Origin of the sequence: Pelagibacterium limicola (assembly GCF_015694405.1) — a bacterium.
GTDB classification, from domain to species: domain Bacteria; phylum Pseudomonadota; class Alphaproteobacteria; order Rhizobiales; family Devosiaceae; genus Pelagibacterium; species Pelagibacterium limicola.
Genome location: NZ_JADQDB010000004.1, coordinates 61,073 through 80,671 on the forward strand (window position 1 = coordinate 61,073; position 19,599 = coordinate 80,671).

Sequence of the window (19,599 nt, forward strand, 5' to 3'; positions counted from 1 at the left end):
ACAACCCTAGGAACAGCCGGGCTTGCGCGCAAGCCCAAAGCGAGCAAGCCATTGACCTTTGGAAGCCGATGATGCAACACGAGCCCCGCATCTGTTTCCCGTTATCGACTTGCTAGGATGGACCCCGGTGTCCCACGCCCTTCCACCGCTCGACCCTGCCGCTATTGCCGCCGCGCCCAATGCCCGCGCCTGGCCATTCGAGGAAGCGCGCAAAGTCGTTGCGCGGGTTCAGAAGTCGGGCAAGAAGGAAGCGATATTCGAAACCGGTTATGGGCCCTCCGGCCTGCCCCATATCGGCACTTTCGGAGAAGTGATGCGCACGACCATGGTGCGCACCGCCTTCCGGCTGCTCACCGGCGACTCCATCGCAACGCGCCTGATCTCGTTTTCCGACGATATGGACGGGCTGCGCAAGGTGCCCACCAACGTCCCCAATCCGCAAATGCTAGAGGCCGCTCTCGGCCTGCCGGTGTCGCGAGTGCCGAACCCCTTCGGGTCGGACGCGCCGAGCTTTGCCGCGCACAACAATGCGCGTCTGCGCGGATTCCTTGATGCATTCGGCTTCAATTACGAGTTCGCCTCCGCTGCAGATTATTACACCTCCGGCCGGTTCGACGAAGCGCTGCTGCGCATGCTCGATGTCTATGACGAAGTAATGGAGATTATTCTCCCGACCCTGGGCGAAGAGCGTCGCGCCACCTATTCGCCCTTCCTGCCGATCTCCCCGCGAACCGGCGTGGTGCTGCAGGTCCCCGTCGTCGAGCGCGATGTCGCCCGCGGGCTGATCGCCTATATCGATCCCGACACCGGCGAGCGCGTCGAAACCACCGTCACCGGCGGCGCGGTCAAGTGCCAGTGGAAGGCCGATTGGGCACTGCGCTGGTATGCGCTGGGCGTGGACTATGAAATGTCGGGCAAGGATCTGATCGATTCCGTGCGCCTCTCGAGCCGCATCGTCACCGCGCTCGGCGGAACCCCTCCCGAAGGGTTCAATTACGAATTGTTCCTGGACAAGGACGGCGCCAAGATTTCCAAGTCCAAGGGCAACGGGCTATCGATCGAGGAATGGCTTACCTATGCCAGCCCCGAGAGCCTTTCGCTTTTCATGTTCGGAAAGCCCAAGGCGGCCAAGCGCCTGCATTTCGATGTCATCCCCAAGGCGGTCGACGAGTATTTTGCCTTTGCTGCCAGCGCGCAGAGCCAGGATGCGCCCGCGCTTCTGGAAAACCCGGCTTTCCATATCCATTCGGGCCGCCCACCGGCCTACGACATGCCGGTCAGCTTTGCGCTGCTGCTCAATCTCGCGACGGCTTCAAATCCCGAAAACCGCGACGTGATGTGGGGCTATATCTCGGCCTACGCCCCCGGTGTGACCCCCGAGACGCACCCACATCTCGACGCGCTGGTTGGCTACGCCATCCGCTACTTCCTTGATTTCGTCGAGAAGAACTACCGCGCACCCGACGATGTCGAACGCAAGGCGCTCGCCGACCTCTCCGAAGCGCTCGGTGCACTTCCCGAAGACGCCGATGGCGAGGCGATCCAGAACGCTGCGCTCGATGTGGCGCGCGAGATTGAGCGCTATCAGGACCGCTCGCGTGTTGGCCCCTCTGGCGGTCCGGGCGTATCCGGGGCCTTCTTCCAGATGCTTTATCAGGTTCTCATTGGCCAGGAACGCGGCCCGCGCTTTGGCTCCTTCGCTGCACTCTATGGCGTCGCCAACACCCGTAATCTCATCGAACGCGCGCTGGCGGGGGAGTTGGCGGGCTAGTCCAGCCTCTTCAAAAATAGACCACGCGCTGGGTTTCGATAAAACCGAGCGCTTGATGCATGGCATGGCTCGTCGTGTTGCCGAGCAATGCGTCGGATGCCATCTCCACACAACCGGTTGATCTGGCCCAAACCTCGACATGGGCGACCAACTGGCGCGCAACCCCCAGTCCTCGTGCTTCGGGACAAACGTATATGCCCTCAAGGAATGCCACCGGCGACGTCTCGCAGCCATTGACGTAATCGTGGCGGAGACTCGCTTCGGCAAAGCCAAGCATTTGTCCATCATCGCCTTTCGCAATGAAGGCCGGCGTTCGGTCATTGCCAGCTAGAATCTCGGTGATCTCGCGTGCATGGCTTGCCAGGTCCGATTGCGGCCAAAGCGCAAAACGCAGGCTGACCCAGCCCTTTTCGTCCTCGCGCCTAGCACGCTCGATCCTCACTGGCTTGCCCACAAGATTCGCGCGATCCAGTCCACCTCCTCGGGTTTGAAGATACGCGGCGGATGGTCGGGGTTGATCGAGTGCAACTCGATCTGCTTTTCGGTGCGGCGGTGGAGGATTTTGGCCATCACCTCTCCTTCATGGGTGCGCACCACCACCCTGTCGCCGCGCCGCAATTGCTCGGTGGGCGAGACGATCAGCACATCCCCGTCCCGATAGAGCGGCTGCATGGACTCGCCCGAAACCTCGAGCGCATAAGCCGTTCCGTCACCGAGACCGGGAAACCGCACCTCGTCCCAGCCTTGTCCGGCCGGAAAGCCCGCCGAATCGAAATAGCCGCCCGAACCGGCCTGTGCGAAGCCGAGCAGCGGCACCGTATTGCCATACCTCTGCGATGATGGCTGGAAATGGGATGCCACGCCCGAAAGCAGGCCGTCGAACGTCTCGTTGGTCGCTTCCAGCACTTTGGCTATGGATTCGGTCGAAGGCCACCGCTCGCGACCGTCCTTGCTCACGCGCTTGGAGGGATTGAATGCGGTCGCATCCAGTCCTGCGAGTTTGGCAAGCCCAGACGTCGACAGCCCATGCCGTTCGGCAAGGGAATCCAGCGCCTCCCAGATCGTGCGGTGTGAAAGCATCTCGTCTTCCGCTCCAAGGAATTAAGTCTCTGCCATCGGAAACTAATCCTATTCCTCTCTATAACCTGCCCACCCTCTTGTAAAGCCTTCCTCGCCGCTGCTTCGCTTTATTGTGCGCCGGTGCCGGGAGCAGGCGAGATATCATTCCTCCGCCACGGCATTTCCCAAAAGCGCTCAAATGCTCTAGAGCATTCCCGATATCTGAGGAGCCGCGCATGGCAGAGCCTGTCTACAAGATCGCTTCGCAACCCGATTGGAACGCCGCTCTTGCTGCCGGCGAGCTCCAGGGCACGCCGGTCGATCTCACCGATGGCTATATTCATTTCTCCACCGCCGCCCAGCTTGCCGAAACGCTGGACAAGCACTACCGCGGGCAGGGCGGTCTGGTGCTCGCGACCATCGATCCGGATCTTTTGCCGGTGCCGCTCACATGGGAGCCCTCGCGCGGCGGCCAGCTGTTCCCGCACCTTTATGCCCCGCTGCCCATGAGCGCCGTCACAACCCACCGCCCGCTCGAAGCACGGCTCGATGGTGGTTTCGATCTGCCGGAGATCGCCCAATGAGCCTCATCGATCTTCTCAAGGCTCCGGCCATTGCCAGGTTCACCCGCGATGCGCTTTTGCGCATGGAGCCCGAGACAGCTCACCGCGCCACCATCAATGCCCTGCGCATGGGGCTGGCGCCAAAGGGCAACGCCGATCCTGCCAGTCTTGCCGTCAAGTTCGTCGGGCTCGATCTGCCCAATCCCGTCGGCATGGCGCCCGGTTTCGACAAGAATGCCGAAGTTCCGCGCGCCTTGGGCCGGGTCGGCTTCGGCTTTGTCGAGGTGGGCACGCTCACCCCGCATCCGCAATCGGGCAATCCGTCCCCCCGCGTATTCCGCATTCCGGAAGCGATGGGCATCGTCAACCGCCTCGGCTTCAACAATGAGGGGCATGAAGCTGCCTTCGAGCGCCTCAAGAACCGCGATGCAGGCGTCGTCTTGGGCGTCAATATCGGTGCCAACAAGGACAGCGCGGATTTCGTCGCCGACTACGTGACCGGCGTCAAAGCCTTCTCGCCCATCGCCGATTATCTCACTGCCAACATCTCCTCGCCCAATACGCCGGGCCTCAGGAACCTCCAGGCAGACGAGGCGCTTGCCCGCCTGCTCGGCGCCCTCACCGAAACCCGCGCCGCCCAGCCGCGCCAGACACCGATTCTCTTGAAGATCGCCCCCGATCTCGATGAGCCACAGATGGATTCCATCGCCCGTATCGTCGCGGCAAGCGGCATCGATGGGTTGATCGTCTCCAACACCACGCTTGCGCGCGATGCTGTCGCGGGCCTCCCTAACGCCTCCGAAACCGGCGGCCTCTCGGGCAAACCCCTCTTCGCCCTCGCCACCCAGCGCCTCGCCCAGTTGCGCCTGCGGCTCGGCCCCGATTTCCCTATCGTTGGGGTGGGCGGCATTCACTCCGCCCAAAGCGCCATTGCCAAGTTCGAAGCGGGCGCGACCGTCGTCCAGCTCTATTCCGCGCTGGTCTATGGTGGGCTGGAACTGGTCGAGGAGATAAAATCCGGCCTCGCTGGCGCGGTCGCTACGCGTGGTTTGTCGTCTGTCTCCGCACTCACCGGCCTGGCTGTCACCGATTGGGCCGAGGGCAGGGGCGTCGTTTGAACTATCCGCGCACCAGCCGGTTGAGCCCCACGGGATAAAGCCGGTCGCGCCCCATCACCATCACCTGCAACTTGCTGCGGTTGAAGAGCCCCGCGAAGGCATCCGAAAGGATATTGAGACTCCCCGTCGAAGCACCGTAGGCGGGAAGGATCAACTGGTTGTCGTCCCAGACGAAACAGGGCCGCCGCGTCGATTTTCCGTTCATGGCGATCCGCGCTGCCGGGTGCAGGTGCCCAGCGATCAGCCCTTGCCCGCCGCGCTCGGGCTCATGGCGCAAGAGGCACCCTGAAACCGAAATCTCGTTGACGCACAGCCCGCCCAGCCGATGCACCGAGGGGTCGTGATTGCCCGCGATCCACACCCAGTCCAGCGATCCTGTGATCTGCGAAATCCGCGTCCTGTCCTGCGCGTTGAGCGTTTGCACGCCCTCGTCGCGATGAAAACTGTCGCCCAGCGCAATCAGCTTCTTGGCCCCCGTAAGCCGAATGTCGGCCTCGAGCCGCGCGAGCGTCATTGCCGTGTCATAGGGCGGAAGAAACTGCCCAGACCGTGCAAAACTCGCCATCTTCTCAAGGTGAAGGTCCGCCACCAGCAGCGTCTCATGGGCTGGCCAATAGAGCGCACCCGAAATCAGCGGCGCAAAGCTCTGCCCGCGGAAGCTGATCGTGATTATTTCACCGTCGGTCAGGGGGTGCGCCGATGACATGCCGAATCGCCTGAACACATCGAATAAAGTTTGAGTAGGGGAGATTTGACACCCCGTCAAAACTTCATTCCATTGCCTCCGTCGCCGCGTTATCCATTCAAGCTCGGTAGTTGACCCGCGATTCTGCGGCCACTTGTCCATCAATCCCGCAAGGTTCTCGATAAATGACGCTCTCTCCAGTCACCCTCTCGGGCCGCCATGTCGAACTCGTTCCGCTTTCCCAGGACCATCACGATGGCCTGGCCGCAGCTGTGCAGGACGGCAATCTCTGGGAGATCTGGTACACGACCATCGCCCGGCCGGAAAACATGGCCGCCGAGATCGACCGTCGCCTGGGCCTGCAGGCTGCCGGGTCTATGCTTCCCTTCACGGTCATCGACAAGGCCAGTCGCCGCATCGCGGGCATGACCACCTATATGAACATCGACCTCAAAGGTCCGCGCGTCGAAATCGGGAGCACCTGGTACGCGAAAAGCGTCCAGCGCACCCCGCTCAACACCGAAGCCAAGCTGCTGCTGCTCGGGCATGCCTTCGAGACGCTCGATTGCCTCGCCGTCGAATTCCGCACCCATTTCATGAACCACCAGAGCCGCCGCGCCATCGAACGCCTCGGCGCCAAACCCGACGGCATCATCCGCCACCACATGCGCATGCCCGATGGCTCGCTGCGCGATACCTGCGTCTATTCGATCATTCCGTCCGAATGGCCCGCCGTGAAGGCGAATCTGGCGGCCAAGCTGGGGCGTTAGCGCCCGCGCCCAATCGGCCCAAGATGCGTCTGGTGAAAGCTCTCGTCCGATTTGAGCCCATAGCCGAACATCCGGTCAAACCCCGAATGCGCCAGCCAAAGGATCCCAAGCGCCGCAATCACCGGAATGCCCAATAATATGCCTGCCGCAAAGACCACCGCGCCAAAAGCATAGACGTGCACCGCATTATAAACGAACGCCCCAACCCTGGGCCCAAGCGCATAAGCAGCAAAGCTGAGATCGGGCGCAAAAAACACCAGCACCGCCACCCACCAGTCCAGTTCCGAATAATGAAACTGCACCGCAACGCCAGCAGCGAACACCAAAGCGCCTTCGATGCGCAGCCAGAGGATCAACCTGTCCATATGTGCCTCAAAAATGCGAGCGTTGCTCTAGACTTGCACGATTCGAAATGCTGGATTACCGCCCCATAGCCTCCGCAATCAGATCCTCCGCCGCTTCGCGCAACACGGCCTCCCGTCCCTCCCCGAAAATCGGCTCCCTGCCGATATCGAGCAGCACCGGCACGGCCAGTGGTGAAATCCGCTCCAATGGTTTGTGCTGGATGTGCCGCCTGATGCGTTTGAGTGCCGTGCCCAGCCTTTCAATGTCCAGCAGACCGCGCGCCGCATCCCGGCGGGTGGCTTCGATGAGGATATGGTCGGGCTCGTGGCGGTATAGGACATCATAGATGATGTCCGAACTCATCGTCAGTTGCCGCCCCGATTTTTCCTTGCCGGGGTGCCGGCGCTCGATCAGGCCAGAGATGATCGCGCAGTTGCGGAAGGTGCGTTTCATGAGCGCTGACTCATCGAGCCAGGCTTCGAGATCATCGCCCAGCATGTCCTCGTCGAACAATTGGTCGAGCGAGAACCGCCCCGTGCGGATCAGCGCGGAAAGATCGCTCGCGCACCAGATGGCAATAGCATAATCGGACGCCACAAACCCCAGCGGCTGCCCCCGCGCGCGTTCCAGCCGCCGTGTCAGCAGCATACCCAGCGTCTGATGCGCCAACCGCCCCTCGAAGGGATAGCAGACGAGATAATGCTTGTCGGCGCGCGGAAAGGTTTCGACCAGCAGGCTCTCGCGACCCGGCAGCACCGAGGCGAATGCCTGCAACTCAAGCCATTCGCGCACCTGATCGGGCAGCGCGCGCCAGTTGTCGCGATCCGAAATAATGCGCCGCACGCCATCGGCCAGAAAGGTCGAAAGCGGGAATTTGCCGCCCATGTATGAGGGAATTTTGGGGTTCTGGGAAAACGAACGGCTCACATAGGCCTCGGTCTCCACCACCCCTTCGAAGGCGACGATCTCACCGCCGAACATGAAGGTGTCGCCGCGAACCAGCTGGTCGATGAAGTATTCCTCGATCTCCCCCAGCATCCGCCCGCCGCGCCCGATCGGCCCGGTCGTCGCGCCCTTCTTTATCCCCCGCGCTCGCACCAGCCGCACTTTCAGCATCGGCTCCTCGACAATGGTGCCGACATTGAGCCGGTATTGCTGCGCGATCTGCGGGTTGGCGATCCGCCACAGCCCGTCCGGCGTCTTGCGCAGTTTCGCGAACCGCTCATAGGCCTTGAGCGCGTAGCCGCCGGTCGAAACGAAATCGAGCACACGATCAAACTTCTCACGGCTCACCTCGCGATAGGGCCACGCACTGGTCACCTCGGCAAATGTCGCATCGGCATCGAGCGGCGCGGCACAGGCCAGCCCCAGAATATGCTGCGCCAGCACGTCCAGCCCGCCGGGCAAGGGCCGCTCGCTGTCCTGCGCGCCCGCCGCCACCGCTTCCAGCGCGGCCTCGCATTCGAGCACTTCGAAGCGGTTGGCGGGCACGAACATGGCTTTGGAGGGTTCATCGAGCCGGTGATTGGCGCGGCCAACGCGTTGCAGCATGCGGCTTGCGCCCTTGGGCGCCCCGATTTGCACAACGAGATCGACATCACCCCAGTCGATGCCCATGTCGAGCGTCGAGGTGCAGACCACTGCACGGATATTGCCGCCCACCATCGCGCTCTCCACCTTGCGCCGCTGCTCGACCGATAGCGACCCGTGGTGCAGCGCAATCGGCAGCGCCTCTTCGTTGATTGCCCAGAGATTCTGGAACAGCATTTCGGCCTGCGAGCGCGTATTGACGAACAGCAGCGTCGTGCCGTGCCGCTTGATCGTTTCCATCAGATCGGGCACTGCATAGGCGGCGGAATGCCCGGCCCAGGGCACGCGATCCTCGCTGGCCAATATTGAAAGTTCCGGCGTCGCCCCGCCCGGCGCATGGATCAGGACCGCAGGCCGTGGCGCTACGGGCGCGCCGATCCATTCGCGCAGGATTTCGGGCTCGGCCACCGTCGCCGATAGCGCTGTCACCCGTACGTGCGGTGACAATCGCGCCAGCCGCGCCACTCCTAGCGCCAGCAAATCCCCGCGCTTGGAGGTCACCAGCGCATGCAGTTCATCGAGCACGATGCGCTTCAAGTTCCCGAACAGCCGCGCGCTATCGGCATGGGAGAGCAGCAGCGCCAGTTGCTCGGGCGTCGTCATCAGAACGTTTGGCGGATCGAACCGCTGGCGCTGCCGCCGCGCGGCGGGCGTATCGCCTGTCCGCGTCTCCACCTTGATCTTGAGCCCCATCTCGGAAATCGGCGCCATGAGGTTCCGGGCCACGTCCACGGCCAGTGCCTTGAGGGGCGAGATGTAGAGCGTATGGAGCCCGTCATGCGGGGTGGCGATAAGGTCCTCTATGGAAGGAAGAAAACCCGCAAGGGTCTTTCCCGCCCCGGTCGGCGCGATCAGCAGCACCGAATGGCCAGCCCGTTCCGCCGCCAGCACGTCGAGCTGATGCGAGCGCGCTGCCCAGCCCTTGGCAGAAAACCAGTCCTCGACAATGGGCGACAGGGCGGTCAAACGGTCGGCGTCCTCTTTAACTGGCGGCTTTCCGTCCCCATCTGGCGTGCTACAAGAGGAATCACGACATCGAAGCGGAACCGGCCATGCCAGACACTAGCGAGAGAAGCGATCCCAGGGAACGCCCCCCGGCCATTGTCGCCTTTCTCGGCGACACGCCGGGCCGCGTTGCGGTGCGCCTCATCCTGATGAGCCTGCTCGTCGGCTTCCTCATGGCCATGTTCGGCGTTTCTCCCAACGATATCTTCCGCTCGGTCGAGCGCTTCTTCTCGGGTATCTTCGCCAATGGCTTCGGCGCCTTGCGCGACGCCTGGGGCTATGTGCTGACCGGCGCAATGATCGTCATTCCGGTCTGGATCATCCTCCGCTTCGCCTCCATGGGCCGCAGACGCTGAACGTGCATCCCGAACGCTTGATCCTTCCTGCCGACGCCGTCGCGGCCGAACTTTTGAGGCGGGTTTCCGTGCTTGTTTCTGGCACCGCAGCCCCCTCACCCCCAGCCCCTCTCCCACGAGCGGAGGGGGCAGCGATCTCTCCTCGCCACCGCGCGGTCATCGGCCTCGTCGGCGGCCCCGGCTCGGGCAAATCAACCATCACCGCCAGGCTCATCGACACGCTGAACGCCTCGGGCATCCCCACCGCCGCCATTCCCATGGACGGCTTTCACATGCGTCATGCCAAGCTCGAAGCCCTCGGCCTCACCGCACAAAAAGGCGCTCCGCAAACATTTGAGGCGCAAGCCTTCGCCGAATTCCTCACACATGCGAAGACCGCAACTCAAGCGATCTCCGGTCCCATCTACACCCGCGACATCGAGGATGTGACTGACAATGGCTACACCATCGCGCCCGAAACACAGGTCCTGATCGTAGAGGGCAATTACCTCCTCCTCGATACTCCACCCTGGCACCATGTCCGCCCGCTGCTCGATATGGCTGTCTATCTCGATATCCCCCGCGAAACCGTGCGAGCGCGCCTTCTGACCCGCCACGCCGAACACGGGCTTTTTTCGCCCGATCATATCGTGCGCCATGTTGAGCAAGTCGATCTGCCGAACTACGATCTGGTTTCAGATACGGGCCGCCATGCGGATCTCGTGATTTCCATTCAATAGCTCCGGGACACTCAGCCCATGAAACCCGTCATCTTCATCACCGGCGCAACCTCCGGTTTCGGCGCTGCGACCACGCGGCATTTTGCTTCGAATGGCTGGAAGGTTATCGCCACGGGCCGGCGGCGCGAGAGGCTGGCCGAACTGGAAGCCCAATTCCCCGAATTCGTGCATGGCATCGAGATGGATCTGACCCATCACGAGAGCATCAAGGCTGCGGTCAAGGCGATCCCTGAAAATTTCCAGCCCGTCACCTGCCTCTTCAACAATGGCGGGTTGGCCCTCGGTACGAACCCCATCCCGGATATCGATCCTGCCCATTGGCGCACAATGGTCGAAACCAACATCATGGGCCTTATCCACACGACGCTCGAACTTTTGCCGCTGCTTAAGCAGGTGGGAAGGGGGGCTTCGATCGTCAATGTGGGCTCGATCGCCCAGCGTTTCGCTTATCCCGGCGGCAATGTCTATGGCGCCACCAAGGCCTTCGTGCACCAGTTCAGTGCAAACCTCCGCACCGACACGATGGGGACGGGCATCCGCGTCACGGCGCTCGAGCCCGGCCATGCGAAATCCGAGTTTACCGCCGTGCGCACCGGCGGCGATTTCGAGGCCAATGAAAAGATGTACGCCGACAACGATCCGCTGATGCCCGAGGATATCGCACAGACCGTGTGGTGGCTGGCCAACCTCCCGGCCCATGTCAATGTCAACGTCATCGAGGTGATGCCTGTCTGCCAGGTGCCCCAGCGGCCCGTCATCTTGAAGCGCGAGGAATTTTCGGCCTGACCGGCTGTATCTCCTGGGAAATGACGCTCACTGTTAGAGCCGCGTTTACCATAGGTGGTGTCTATTAAATCCGGGGATCGGATTTATGGAACGGACACTTGGTAATGACACTGCGCATCTCTTCCCGGCTTTATCTCATGGGCGCGCTGGCGCTTGTGATGATGACCATCGGCACCATCTTCAGCCTGTTGAACACGCAGCGCGAACTTGTCGACGAGCGTCGCACCATGCTGAGCGGCTTGACCGATACCGCAGCGGCGGTCATCGAGAATTATGCGGGCATGGCGGCAGCAGGAGAGTTGTCCGAGGAGGAGGCCCAGGCCCGCGCGCTCACTGCGGTCCGGTCGATGCGCTATGATGGCGTGGAATACTTCTGGATCAACGATTCTCACCCCCGCATGATCATGCACCCCATCCGCCCCGAGCTCGATGGGCAGGACCTGTCCCAGAACGCCGATCCCAACGGCAAGCTTCTTTTCGTGGAGTTCGTGGAGACGGTTCGGGCCTCGGGATCGGGCTTTGTCGATTACCTCTGGCCAAAGCCCGGAAGCGATGAACCCCAGCCCAAGATTTCCCACGTCGCCGGCACCGCCTGGGGCTGGATCGTCGGGACTGGCGTTTACACCGATGATCTCGACGCTAAGTTCTGGGAGAACATTCTGCTGCTTTCCGCAGCCTTGGGTGCAGGCTTCCTTGTTATGGGCGGCGCGGCCTTCGTCATTACCCGCTCCATCACCCGCCCGGTCAATGCTCTGACCGCTGCTATGGGCAGGCTCGCCGAAGGCGATAGCACAGTCGAGATTCCGGCCGCCGAAGCGCGCGACGAAGTGGGCGATATGGCCCGCGCTGTGCTCGTCTTCAAGCAGGCCGCCATCGACAAGGAGGCGATGGAGGCCGAAGCGCTTGAGGCGCGCCGTCAGCGCGAAACCGAACGGGCCGAGTCCGAACAGGAGCGTCTGGCCGCCCAGGCCGAAAAACAGCGCGAGACCGAGGCCGATATGGAAGCGGTCGAAAACCTCGCTACCGGCCTTGCCGCGCTTGCCGCCGGCGATCTGTCCTACCGCATCACCGCCGTCCTGCCGCCCAAGATCGAGCGCCTGAAAACCGATTTCAACCGTACCGCCGATCGCCTCAGCGAAGTGATGCTCAAACTGCGCCAGACCTCGCGTGCGCTCAAGACCGCGACCGGCGAAATCCTCGCCGGTGCCAACGATCTCTCCGAGCGCACGACCCGTCAGGCTGCGGCCATCGAGGAAACCTCGGCGGCCGTGCATCAGCTGAAGTCCAATGTCGGCGAGAACGCGGAAAAGGCGACAGCCGCCTATTCGCACAGCCAGGCCGCGGCCAATCTGGCTGGCGAAGGCGGAACGGTGATGGCGTCGGCAACCCAGGCGATGGAGCGGATCACGTCTTCCTCCGACAAGATCTCCAACATCATCGGCATGATCGATGATATCGCCTTCCAGACCAACCTGTTGGCTCTTAATGCCTCGGTTGAAGCGGCGCGCGCTGGAGAAGCGGGGAAGGGTTTTGCCGTCGTCGCCATCGAGGTCCGTCGCCTAGCCCAGTCGGCAGCCGAGGCCTCTGCTGAGGTCAAGGTGCTGATCGAACAGTCCAGTACCGAAGTTGGCGAAGGCTCACGCCTCGTCGCCAGCGCCGCCGAAAAGCTTGCAGGCATCCTGAAGGCCGTGCAGGACAACAGCCGACTTATGCAGGAAATCGCCCAGGCAAACACCGAACAATCCGGCGCTATCGGCGAGGTCTCGACGGCCATCAACCAGATGGACGAAATGACCCAGCACAACGCGGCTCTCGTCGAAGAGACCAACGCCGCCATCGAGCAGACCGAACTGCAAGCCTCCGAACTCGACCGCATCGTGGAAATCTTTGTTGTCGACGAGTCCGGTGCGGCGTCTTCCGTCACGACTCCCAAACCAAAACCGGCCCCGGCCTATCGTTCCGCCGGCAGCGCGGCGCTCAAGGAAGACTGGTCGGAATTCTGAGGGTACCCCGCGATTGACAGCCTGAAACCCCGGGGAACGAATCCCCGGGGCAATATCAAGGGTTCTCCGAGCGCTCCAAAACCATTGTCATTCGGGCATTCGCTGCGCCTCTCCTTTGACGCGATGGGTATGAGGTCGAAGACGGTCGGGCAAACGGATAGAAATTACCCCAACCTCCTCCGCCCGTCGGGGAATCAGTCTATCGTCCCCTTTCCATTTTCTGATTTCGCGTCCAATGTCCCGCGCCCAACATCCTTTCACTGTCCGTCATCGCGACGTGTGGTCTATCGCGCTGCCCGCCTCGGTTGCCTTCATCACCGAGCCCATCGCCGGGATAGTCGATACAGCCATCATCGGGCAGTTGGGGGATGCAGGGCTCCTCGGCGGGCTCGTCTTGGGCGCCATCGCATTTGATATCGTCTTTTCGCTCGCCTTCTTCCTGCGGCTCGGAACGGCGGGTCTCACCGCGCAGGCTATCGGCGCGCGCGATCCTCACGATGGCTTGTTGCATCTTGCGCGATCTTTTCTGATCGCGCTCGTCCTCGGCGCACTCGTCCTGGCGTTGGCGGTCCCGCTCCATTGGCTGTTCGCGCTCGGACTGGCGCCGGGCGAGAATGTCGCCGCGCCATTCGCCGATTACTTCTACATCCGGCTTTGGTCGGTTCCCTTCGTGCTCGTCAATTACGTGCTGCTTGGCTGGTTTTATGGCCGTGCCGCGGCCACGACCGGCATGGTGCTGCAATTGCTCGTCAACGTCATCAATATCGTCTTGAGCCTCTGGTTCGTGCTGGCGCTGGGTTGGGGCGTGCCGGGGGTCGCTTGGGCCACCGTGATAGGGCAGGCGGTGGCGGCCTTGGCCGGGATCGCGATCGTCTTGCGACACTATGGCGGCATCGCTCCCATTATTGCGGCAACGCCTCTCGTGGCGCTCGGCGACATGGCGGCGGTTACCCGCATGGTCGGTTTGAGCCGGGATCTCATCATCCGCTCTTTGGCGCTTATGGCCGCCTTCGCCTGGTTCGCTGCGCAAAGCTCGCGCATGGGTGAGATCGAACTCTCTGCCAACGCCATCCTGCTGCATCTCTTTGCCATCTCCGCCTTCTTTCTCGACGGGCTCGCCCAGGCTGCCGAGCAGATTTGCGGCAAGGCGGTGGGAGCCAACTGGCGTCCCGCCTTCGAGCGGGCGACCGTTCTCTCGCTCAGCTGGGGCCTTGTGATCGCGGGCGCGCTTTCGGCGTTCCTGATGGTGTCCGGCAGCTTCGCCATCGATCTTATGACCACCAACGCCGCCGTTCGTGAAATGGCCCGGGTCTACCTGGTGATGGCCGCGTTGACGCCGCTTACCGGCATGTGTGCGTTTGTGTATGACGGCATACTGATCGGCGCGACGCTCAACACCATCATGCGCAACGGCATGTTGGCCTCCCTCGCGGTGTACCTCGCCGTCGCTCTCCTGCTGCAACCCCTCTTTGGTCTCTGGGGACTGTGGATCGCATTCCACATTTTCCTTCTCGGCCGCGCCGCGGTCTATGCCTGGGCGATTGAGCGCCGCAAGCCTGCGATTTTTGCATGACTGTCCCCGTCTCTCCTGACCCCATTATCCTGGCAGGTCGGTCCCAGGGAAGCAGATGCGGGTATCGGGGTGCAAATTTTTAACTGAACGAATTATACGAAAATCGTTCAATTCGTTCAGTTAAGGTGACGTCACCGTCTGAACAGCACCCCGCCCAGCCACCCGGTCACCAGCGCCAGCAGGACACAGGCAAGGCCGTAGAGCAGGGGCTGGTTGCGCGAGGCTTCGCCGAGGAAGCGTTCAAAGCCCGTCTTCTGGACGAAGAACCTTTGGGTCCGTTCGGCAACGATTTGCCCATCCTGAACCACCAGGGCGTGGGCGAGAAACACCCCGTTGGGCACGTTGGCCGGCAGCGAGACGCGCGTGACGAAAAGAGTGGGCGAAAGGAAGGTCACGCCCCGCTGCGCAGTGGCAAAGAGGCTCGCGTCCTGCATCAGCCGTATCAGTTCCCCCTCGAAAAGCGGCACGTTGCCGGTCGTGTTGGTCAGCGCTTGCGATACGCGCGCCTCAACCGTAAACGCCCGCTCGCGCAACACGTCCGGGTCGAGGATCGTCGAGAGCGGCCGGCTAGAGAGTACACGATAGAACGAGGGTAGGCCGGTAAACAGGGCATAATCGGCATTGAGCATGACGCCAAACTGCCGGGACTTGCGCCGCACCACGCGCTCACCGACCGGACCGCGAATGAGCACGACGACGTCATAGCTTCCTCGCGGGCGCTCTCCGGCGATATCGGGTTCGATATTGCCAAAGAGCGTGATCGTCTCCCCGGCGAAGTTGGAGTGAATCCAGACGATCCTGTCGGAGGTGGAGAACACCATGTCCTGCCCGCGGACCGACTGGCCGGCCCCGATCAGCAGGGCCAGGATCGCGAGCAGCCGCAACGCCATCAGACCGACTCCCCGAACCCGATGACCGCCATCGAGAAAGGATCGGCGGGCGTGAGGAACAGCGATAGGCCGAAGCGGATGGCGACACCCAGCACGATCAGCGCCAGCAGTGCCCGCAACTGGTCACCGCGCAAATACTGTCCGGCCGATGCCCCGAATTGTGCGCCCGCCACGCTCCCTACCATCAGGCAGAAGGCAAGGAGAATGTCGACGCTCTGGCTCTGGACGGCGTGCAGCACACACGTAACCGCCATGACTGCAAGGACGTGCAGGAGTGAAGTGCCAACCACCACCGAACCGGGAATGCGCAAGAGGTAAACCAGCGCGGGCACGAGGATGAACCCGCCCCCGATGCCCAGCAGTGCCCCGACGATGCCAATCAGAAAGCCGATGGTGATCACCGGGATGATTGAGATATAGAGCTTGGACTTCTTGAACCGCATCCTGAGCGGCAGGCCGTGCATCCATGTATGTTGGCCCGGCATCCGCGGCCGCTGCGGGCCGTGTCGCGAGCGGATGATCGAGCGGATGGCTTCGAGCATCATCAGCGTGCCGATCACCCCTAAAAACAGGAGGTAGCCGAAAGAAATGGCGAGGTCGAGCTGCCCCAGGCTGCGCAGCAGTGAGAAGATCCAGACCCCCACGAACGATCCGGCAGCGCCGCCAAGGACGAGAAATCCCGCCAGCATGAGGTCGATCCCCCCACGCCGCCAATAGGACAGCGCGCCGGAGGTTGAGGCCGCGACGACCTGGCCCGTGACCGACGCGACGGCAACAGGCGCGGGTACGCCCGAAAAGATGAGGAGCGGTGTGAGGAGAAAGCCCCCGCCCACGCCGAAAAGGCCCGAAAGAAATCCGATCGCCCCCCCGATTCCGATAAGGAAGAAGAGGTTGACCGACATTTCAGCGATGGGCAGGTAAATCTGCACGCCGGGGACCACATTCGAAAGTGACGGACATATAGGGCTATCACACCCAGATTATGACCGTTTTAACAAAGAGCCGCCCCTTGCCGGCTTGAATGAGCCCGCCTTTTTCCCGATGGATGGCTGGCTTCTTTGATGTTTGCCTAGACCGGCTGGCTACCCAGCACGGCAAGCAGGCGCGGGTTGATCTCGCCCTTTTCGCTCATCCCCGTCGCGCGCTCGAAGGCCAGAATGGCGTCCCGCGTGCGCGGACCGGCGATGCCGTCGGGCGTGCCCACGTCGAACCCGAGCTTGCCCAGCAGCATTTGCACGCGCAGGATGACATCGCGGTTGGCAATGACCTGCCCAGGGTTGAAGGCGGCGTCCCATGTTCCAATGGGCGCGAAGTTGGCAGCCATGTCGATCGCTTCAGGCCGCCATCCGGCCACGCGCTCATTGAGCCGCTGGATGGCTTCGGCCTCGAGCGAGCGCGCAACATCCTCGCGCGCGGCCTTGGCATCTTCGTCTCCGGACTGCATGGCAAGCGAGAACCAGAAGTAGGACTCTTCAAAGCTTTGCTCGACGCCAAGCCCCCGTGCATAGAGCATGCCCAGGTTGAACTGGCTGTCGGTCAGCCCGCGCGCTGCTGCCTGCTCGAACCAGTGTGCAGCCGCGGCAAAGTCCTGGGTTTCCAGCTCGCCACCAGCATAGATCGATGCAAGATTGTGCATCGACATTCTGTTGCCGGCGTCGGCCGCCCGCTGGTACCAGAGCCGGGCCAGCTGGATGTCGCGCTCGACTCCCCGCCCGCTCTCGTAAAGGTTGCCCAGCCTGTACTGCGCCGGGGCAAAACCCTGCGCGCCCGAACGTTCGTACCATGCCGCGGCCTGCGCCAGATCCTGGGAGACGGCATGTCCTTCGGTCAGGATCGCCCCGATCTCAAACTGGGCACGTGCATCGCCAGCTTCGGCGGCTGTCCGCAACAATTCAGGTTCGATATCCTCCGGGACGCTGATTTCGGGCATCCGAAGGGAAGCGGGTGCCCGGGAAATTGCGCTCGTCGTCGTCCGGTCGATATATCGGTCCGGAGGGCTGTAGAGCGCGGCGGTCTGGATGGGATCGATATTTCCGTTTCCAAGAACCGTATCGGTATCGGGGGTCGCCGGTGAAAGGGCCGCCGCGGTATCGATCATGCGCGCGCCCTGCATCAATTCGCTCACATCGCCTGCAGGTTCCTGCGGGGCGGGCTCCGGAGCCGGTTCCTCTGCTGCAGGCGGGAGGGTGGCCGGGGCCGGTTGGGCGGGAGGAGCCGCGACGCGGTTGAGCACGAGCGGAACCGCTAGCGTAATCACCACCAGCAGTGCGGCGCCGAGCAACAGGGCACGGCGATTTCTCGCAAGGAAACCTGGCTGGCGCTCGGCATCTTCGCCCGGCTGGATTGCGCCCACGAAAGGATCGGGGGTAGCTTCTACCGACGGGGCAGCCGCCTTGAAGGACTCATGCTGCGCTTCGGCGTGATCGTCCTCCGACTTCTGGAACCGCGACAGCGCGCGCGCAATCAGGGATTTCGAGTTGGTGTCGTCAAGCACTTCAGGCTGGCGAGCGGAACGCCGCGCCGCCTCGATAAAGCTCGAGCGGCTGACAGAGGCGCGGGACACGCCGAGCTCGCTTGGCTCGACACGCTGAGCACCAAAGGGAGACTCGGCCTCGGCGGCAAAACTCGACTGCGGCTTTGCGGGCCGGTCTACGGTTTCGGGATCGATCTTGAACCCATGGGCCGGCTGGGGTTTTGCGGCTTCAAGGGTAATTGAGGGATCTTCGGAAAGAACCTTGCGCGGCGCCCCGGAAGCCGGATCGCTCGGCATTGCATCGAGAGGCTCGCGGCGCCGGGGTTGCGCCGGGGCTTCGACCGCCGCCGGCTGGGCCGGGCGGCTGTTGAGCATTGCTTCGAGCCGTTCGAGCCGGCCGTCGACCTGGGCAATGCTGTCCCGGACGACGGACAGGCCGGCGTCGGAGGCTTCGCTTGCCGTGTCGGCGGCGAAAAGGCTCGCAAGACGGGATTCAAGGGCGTCCAGATCGGCCTTTTCAATGCTCGGCGTGCCGGTAGCCGTAGCCACACCGGCCGCCTCGCGGGTACGCTCGACAATGAGGTCGGCCAAAGCTTCGAGGTCGGGCTCGCCATCATTGTCCGCCCCAGCCGCCTGCAGGGAGGCCAAGGCCTGAAGTTGGGCGTTGGTCTTTTCCACGGTCTGCGCGATGGACCGAAGCTGGGCCTCGATATCACCCCCGTCGCGGGATTGCGCCAGAGCATCGAGGCGCGGCTCAATGGCACTCACGATTGCGTCGCGTAGCGCTTCGATGGAAAATCCGAGTTCGATGGCGCCTGGAGCGGTCGCTTGCGCAATGCTTGCCTGCAGCGCATCGATACGCGCGAGGATTTCCGCCGCATCGCCCTGGGATGCCGCAAGCGCGGAGGAAATTGCGCCCACTTCTCGCCCAAGGCGCTCGATTTCAGGAGAGTCGCTGCCTCGCGCGACCTCGAGCGCGTCGATGCGCTCATAGATGTTGCGTACGGTCTCTTCGATAGCCTGTAAACCGGCATCCTGCCGATCCTGGAACTGCTGGCTGCGGCCCGTGTTTTCCACCTGATAAGAGGCGAGACGGTCTACCGTATCGGCAAGCTGGTTGATCCGCTTGACCTGGCTATTGTCGCCCACTGCGCTGGCCAGCATCTCAATGACTTCGCTGAGTTGCGCCACCTGTGCTGAAATGTCGGGGCTATCCGGCGCCTCTTCGAGGTGGGCCGCAATACGGGCCTCAAACCGCTCTATCCGCTCGCCGAGCGCGGCAATGGCCTGAGCAACGCCTGTCACTTCATTCGATGGCACCGGCGCTGGCGCTGAGGGCCGGCTCGCGGCCGTCTGGCGGGCACGGATCTGGTTGATCGCCTCGGTGACATTATCGCGGGTTATGCGCGATGCTGCGTCGCGACGCGGGAATTCGGGTTCGGACCGGTCGGCCAGACGATCGACCGCCTGCCGCACCGAACGTAGCGCCTCGTGCCGGCGGCCGGTGTCGAACGCGCGCGGCGCCGGCTCGGCGCGCTGGGCTTGCCGGGCGCCCGCCACCTGATCTTCGACGTGGTCGAGCAGTGCAACGATCTCGTTGCGAAGGTTTTCCCATTCCGCGCCGCCGGCGCGAGGAAGGACCGCCCCTTTGCCTTTGGCCGGTTCGTCCCAGTCGTGATGTGGATTTGTACGCACCATGATAAGTTCCGACAGGCCTCGCCGGCGCCTCGTCAGCGCCGCTTTGTGACAATGGAATCGCCCGAAGGTACAGTCCGGTTTTTATGGTAAATATCGCGTTAACTTCCTGCGCATTCTGCAACAAGAGTATCCGAGGGTTGCCAGTTTCGGATATTTGCCTGTAAACGAAAAGAATCGAAGCGCAGTGCGAAAGGC

Annotated in this window: 17 protein-coding genes; 9 read left to right on the forward strand and 8 right to left on the reverse strand. The window is 62.6% G+C overall.

The features are described from left to right. Positions 1 to 127 precede the first annotated feature (127 nt). Positions 128 to 1,771 carry a lysine--tRNA ligase gene (locus I2G20_RS09175; protein WP_196259416.1) on the forward strand — a complete coding sequence of 548 codons (1,644 nt, stop codon included), beginning with the start codon at positions 128 to 130 and terminating at the stop codon, positions 1,769 to 1,771. Positions 1,772 to 1,781: 10 nt separating this feature from the next. On the opposite strand, the gene aac(6') is transcribed toward I2G20_RS09175, so the two are convergent. After that, positions 1,782 to 2,207 carry an aminoglycoside 6'-N-acetyltransferase gene (gene aac(6') / locus I2G20_RS09180; protein ID WP_425502637.1) on the reverse strand — a complete coding sequence of 142 codons (426 nt, stop codon included), beginning with the start codon at positions 2,205 to 2,207 and terminating at the stop codon, positions 1,782 to 1,784. Positions 2,208 to 2,209: 2 nt separating this feature from the next. Beyond that, on the reverse strand, positions 2,210 to 2,851 hold the full coding sequence (locus I2G20_RS09185) for a S24 family peptidase (protein ID WP_196259418.1): 642 nt from the start codon (positions 2,849 to 2,851) through the stop codon (positions 2,210 to 2,212). Positions 2,852 to 3,066: 215 nt separating this feature from the next. Between I2G20_RS09185 and I2G20_RS09190 the strand changes: the two genes are divergently transcribed. Continuing rightward, positions 3,067 to 3,414 (forward strand): DUF952 domain-containing protein, encoded by a 348-nt coding sequence (locus I2G20_RS09190; RefSeq protein WP_196259419.1) that lies wholly within the window; start codon positions 3,067 to 3,069, stop codon positions 3,412 to 3,414. Further along, complete coding sequence (locus tag I2G20_RS09195; protein WP_196259420.1) at positions 3,411 to 4,511, forward strand: quinone-dependent dihydroorotate dehydrogenase; 1,101 nt, start codon at positions 3,411 to 3,413, stop codon at positions 4,509 to 4,511. The genes I2G20_RS09190 and I2G20_RS09195 overlap by 4 nt, the downstream gene beginning before the upstream one ends. Before the next feature lies 1 nt (position 4,512). Here the strand turns inward: I2G20_RS09195 and pdeM are convergent, their stop codons facing one another. Continuing rightward, complete coding sequence (pdeM, locus tag I2G20_RS09200) at positions 4,513 to 5,217, reverse strand: ligase-associated DNA damage response endonuclease PdeM (RefSeq protein ID WP_196259421.1); 705 nt, start codon at positions 5,215 to 5,217, stop codon at positions 4,513 to 4,515. Between the two features lie 164 nt (positions 5,218 to 5,381). Here pdeM and I2G20_RS09205 point away from each other — a divergent pair, with 164 nt between their 5' ends. Further along, complete coding sequence (locus I2G20_RS09205) at positions 5,382 to 5,966, forward strand: GNAT family N-acetyltransferase (protein WP_196259422.1); 585 nt, start codon at positions 5,382 to 5,384, stop codon at positions 5,964 to 5,966. Here I2G20_RS09205 and I2G20_RS09210 read toward each other — a convergent pair. Both I2G20_RS09210 and I2G20_RS09215 read right to left on the reverse strand, forming a co-directional pair. Then, positions 5,963 to 6,331 (reverse strand): DUF4260 domain-containing protein, encoded by a 369-nt coding sequence (locus I2G20_RS09210; protein WP_196259423.1) that lies wholly within the window; start codon positions 6,329 to 6,331, stop codon positions 5,963 to 5,965. The genes I2G20_RS09205 and I2G20_RS09210 overlap by 4 nt on opposite strands. A 55-nt stretch (positions 6,332 to 6,386) precedes the next feature. Beyond that, entirely contained in the window at positions 6,387 to 8,867 is a 2,481-nt protein-coding gene (locus I2G20_RS09215; RefSeq protein ID WP_196259424.1) for a ligase-associated DNA damage response DEXH box helicase, read from the reverse strand. Positions 8,868 to 8,953: 86 nt separating this feature from the next. On the opposite strand from I2G20_RS09215, the gene I2G20_RS09220 reads away from it, so the two are divergent. From I2G20_RS09220 to I2G20_RS09240, 5 genes are all read left to right on the forward strand, one after another. Then, a complete protein-coding gene (locus I2G20_RS09220; protein WP_196259425.1) occupies positions 8,954 to 9,262 on the forward strand; it encodes a DUF6460 domain-containing protein in 309 nt (102 codons plus the stop codon). A gap of 2 nt (positions 9,263 to 9,264) precedes the next feature. Next, a complete protein-coding gene (locus I2G20_RS09225; RefSeq protein WP_196259426.1) occupies positions 9,265 to 9,981 on the forward strand; it encodes a nucleoside/nucleotide kinase family protein in 717 nt (238 codons plus the stop codon). Between the two features lie 18 nt (positions 9,982 to 9,999). Then, complete coding sequence (locus I2G20_RS09230; protein ID WP_196259427.1) at positions 10,000 to 10,767, forward strand: SDR family NAD(P)-dependent oxidoreductase; 768 nt, start codon at positions 10,000 to 10,002, stop codon at positions 10,765 to 10,767. 104 nt (positions 10,768 to 10,871) lie between these two features. Then, positions 10,872 to 12,770, forward strand: coding sequence for a methyl-accepting chemotaxis protein (locus I2G20_RS09235; RefSeq protein WP_196259428.1), 1,899 nt, complete (start codon positions 10,872 to 10,874; stop codon positions 12,768 to 12,770). Positions 12,771 to 13,005: 235 nt separating this feature from the next. After that, entirely contained in the window at positions 13,006 to 14,343 is a 1,338-nt protein-coding gene (locus tag I2G20_RS09240; protein WP_196259429.1) for an MATE family efflux transporter, read from the forward strand. Between the two features lie 131 nt (positions 14,344 to 14,474). Here I2G20_RS09240 and I2G20_RS09245 read toward each other — a convergent pair whose 3' ends face one another. The 3 genes from I2G20_RS09245 to I2G20_RS09255 all read right to left on the reverse strand — a co-directional run bounded on the left by I2G20_RS09245 (position 14,475) and on the right by I2G20_RS09255 (position 19,404). Further along, complete coding sequence (locus I2G20_RS09245; protein WP_196259430.1) at positions 14,475 to 15,233, reverse strand: TIGR02186 family protein; 759 nt, start codon at positions 15,231 to 15,233, stop codon at positions 14,475 to 14,477. Further along, positions 15,233 to 16,162: a TSUP family transporter gene (locus I2G20_RS09250; RefSeq protein WP_196259431.1), complete on the reverse strand. Its 930-nt coding sequence runs from the start codon at positions 16,160 to 16,162 to the stop codon at positions 15,233 to 15,235. Before I2G20_RS09250 ends, I2G20_RS09245 begins: the two co-directional genes overlap by 1 nt. A gap of 140 nt (positions 16,163 to 16,302) precedes the next feature. Next, positions 16,303 to 19,404, reverse strand: coding sequence for an SEL1-like repeat protein (locus I2G20_RS09255; protein WP_196259432.1), 3,102 nt, complete (start codon positions 19,402 to 19,404; stop codon positions 16,303 to 16,305). Between the last annotated feature and the right edge of the window lie 195 nt (positions 19,405 to 19,599).

Bases quoted from the DNA above. Each gene is read 5' to 3' on its own strand.
- I2G20_RS09195 (WP_196259420.1), top strand. From the start codon at position 3,411: ATGAGCCTCATCGATCTTCTCAAGGCTCCGGCCATTGCCAGGTTCACC.
- pdeM (WP_196259421.1), bottom strand. From the start codon at position 5,217: ATGTCATCGGCGCACCCCCTGACCGACGGTGAAATAATCACGATCAGC.
- I2G20_RS09245 (WP_196259430.1), bottom strand. From the start codon at position 15,233: ATGGCGTTGCGGCTGCTCGCGATCCTGGCCCTGCTGATCGGGGCCGGC.
- I2G20_RS09240 (WP_196259429.1), top strand. From the start codon at position 13,006: ATGTCCCGCGCCCAACATCCTTTCACTGTCCGTCATCGCGACGTGTGG.
- I2G20_RS09205 (WP_196259422.1), top strand. From the start codon at position 5,382: ATGACGCTCTCTCCAGTCACCCTCTCGGGCCGCCATGTCGAACTCGTT.
- I2G20_RS09190 (WP_196259419.1), top strand. From the start codon at position 3,067: ATGGCAGAGCCTGTCTACAAGATCGCTTCGCAACCCGATTGGAACGCC.
- I2G20_RS09230 (WP_196259427.1), top strand. From the start codon at position 10,000: ATGAAACCCGTCATCTTCATCACCGGCGCAACCTCCGGTTTCGGCGCT.
- I2G20_RS09255 (WP_196259432.1), bottom strand. From the start codon at position 19,404: ATGGTGCGTACAAATCCACATCACGACTGGGACGAACCGGCCAAAGGC.
- I2G20_RS09210 (WP_196259423.1), bottom strand. From the start codon at position 6,331: ATGGACAGGTTGATCCTCTGGCTGCGCATCGAAGGCGCTTTGGTGTTC.
- I2G20_RS09235 (WP_196259428.1), top strand. From the start codon at position 10,872: ATGACACTGCGCATCTCTTCCCGGCTTTATCTCATGGGCGCGCTGGCG.
- I2G20_RS09185 (WP_196259418.1), bottom strand. From the start codon at position 2,851: ATGCTTTCACACCGCACGATCTGGGAGGCGCTGGATTCCCTTGCCGAA.
- I2G20_RS09220 (WP_196259425.1), top strand. From the start codon at position 8,954: ATGCCAGACACTAGCGAGAGAAGCGATCCCAGGGAACGCCCCCCGGCC.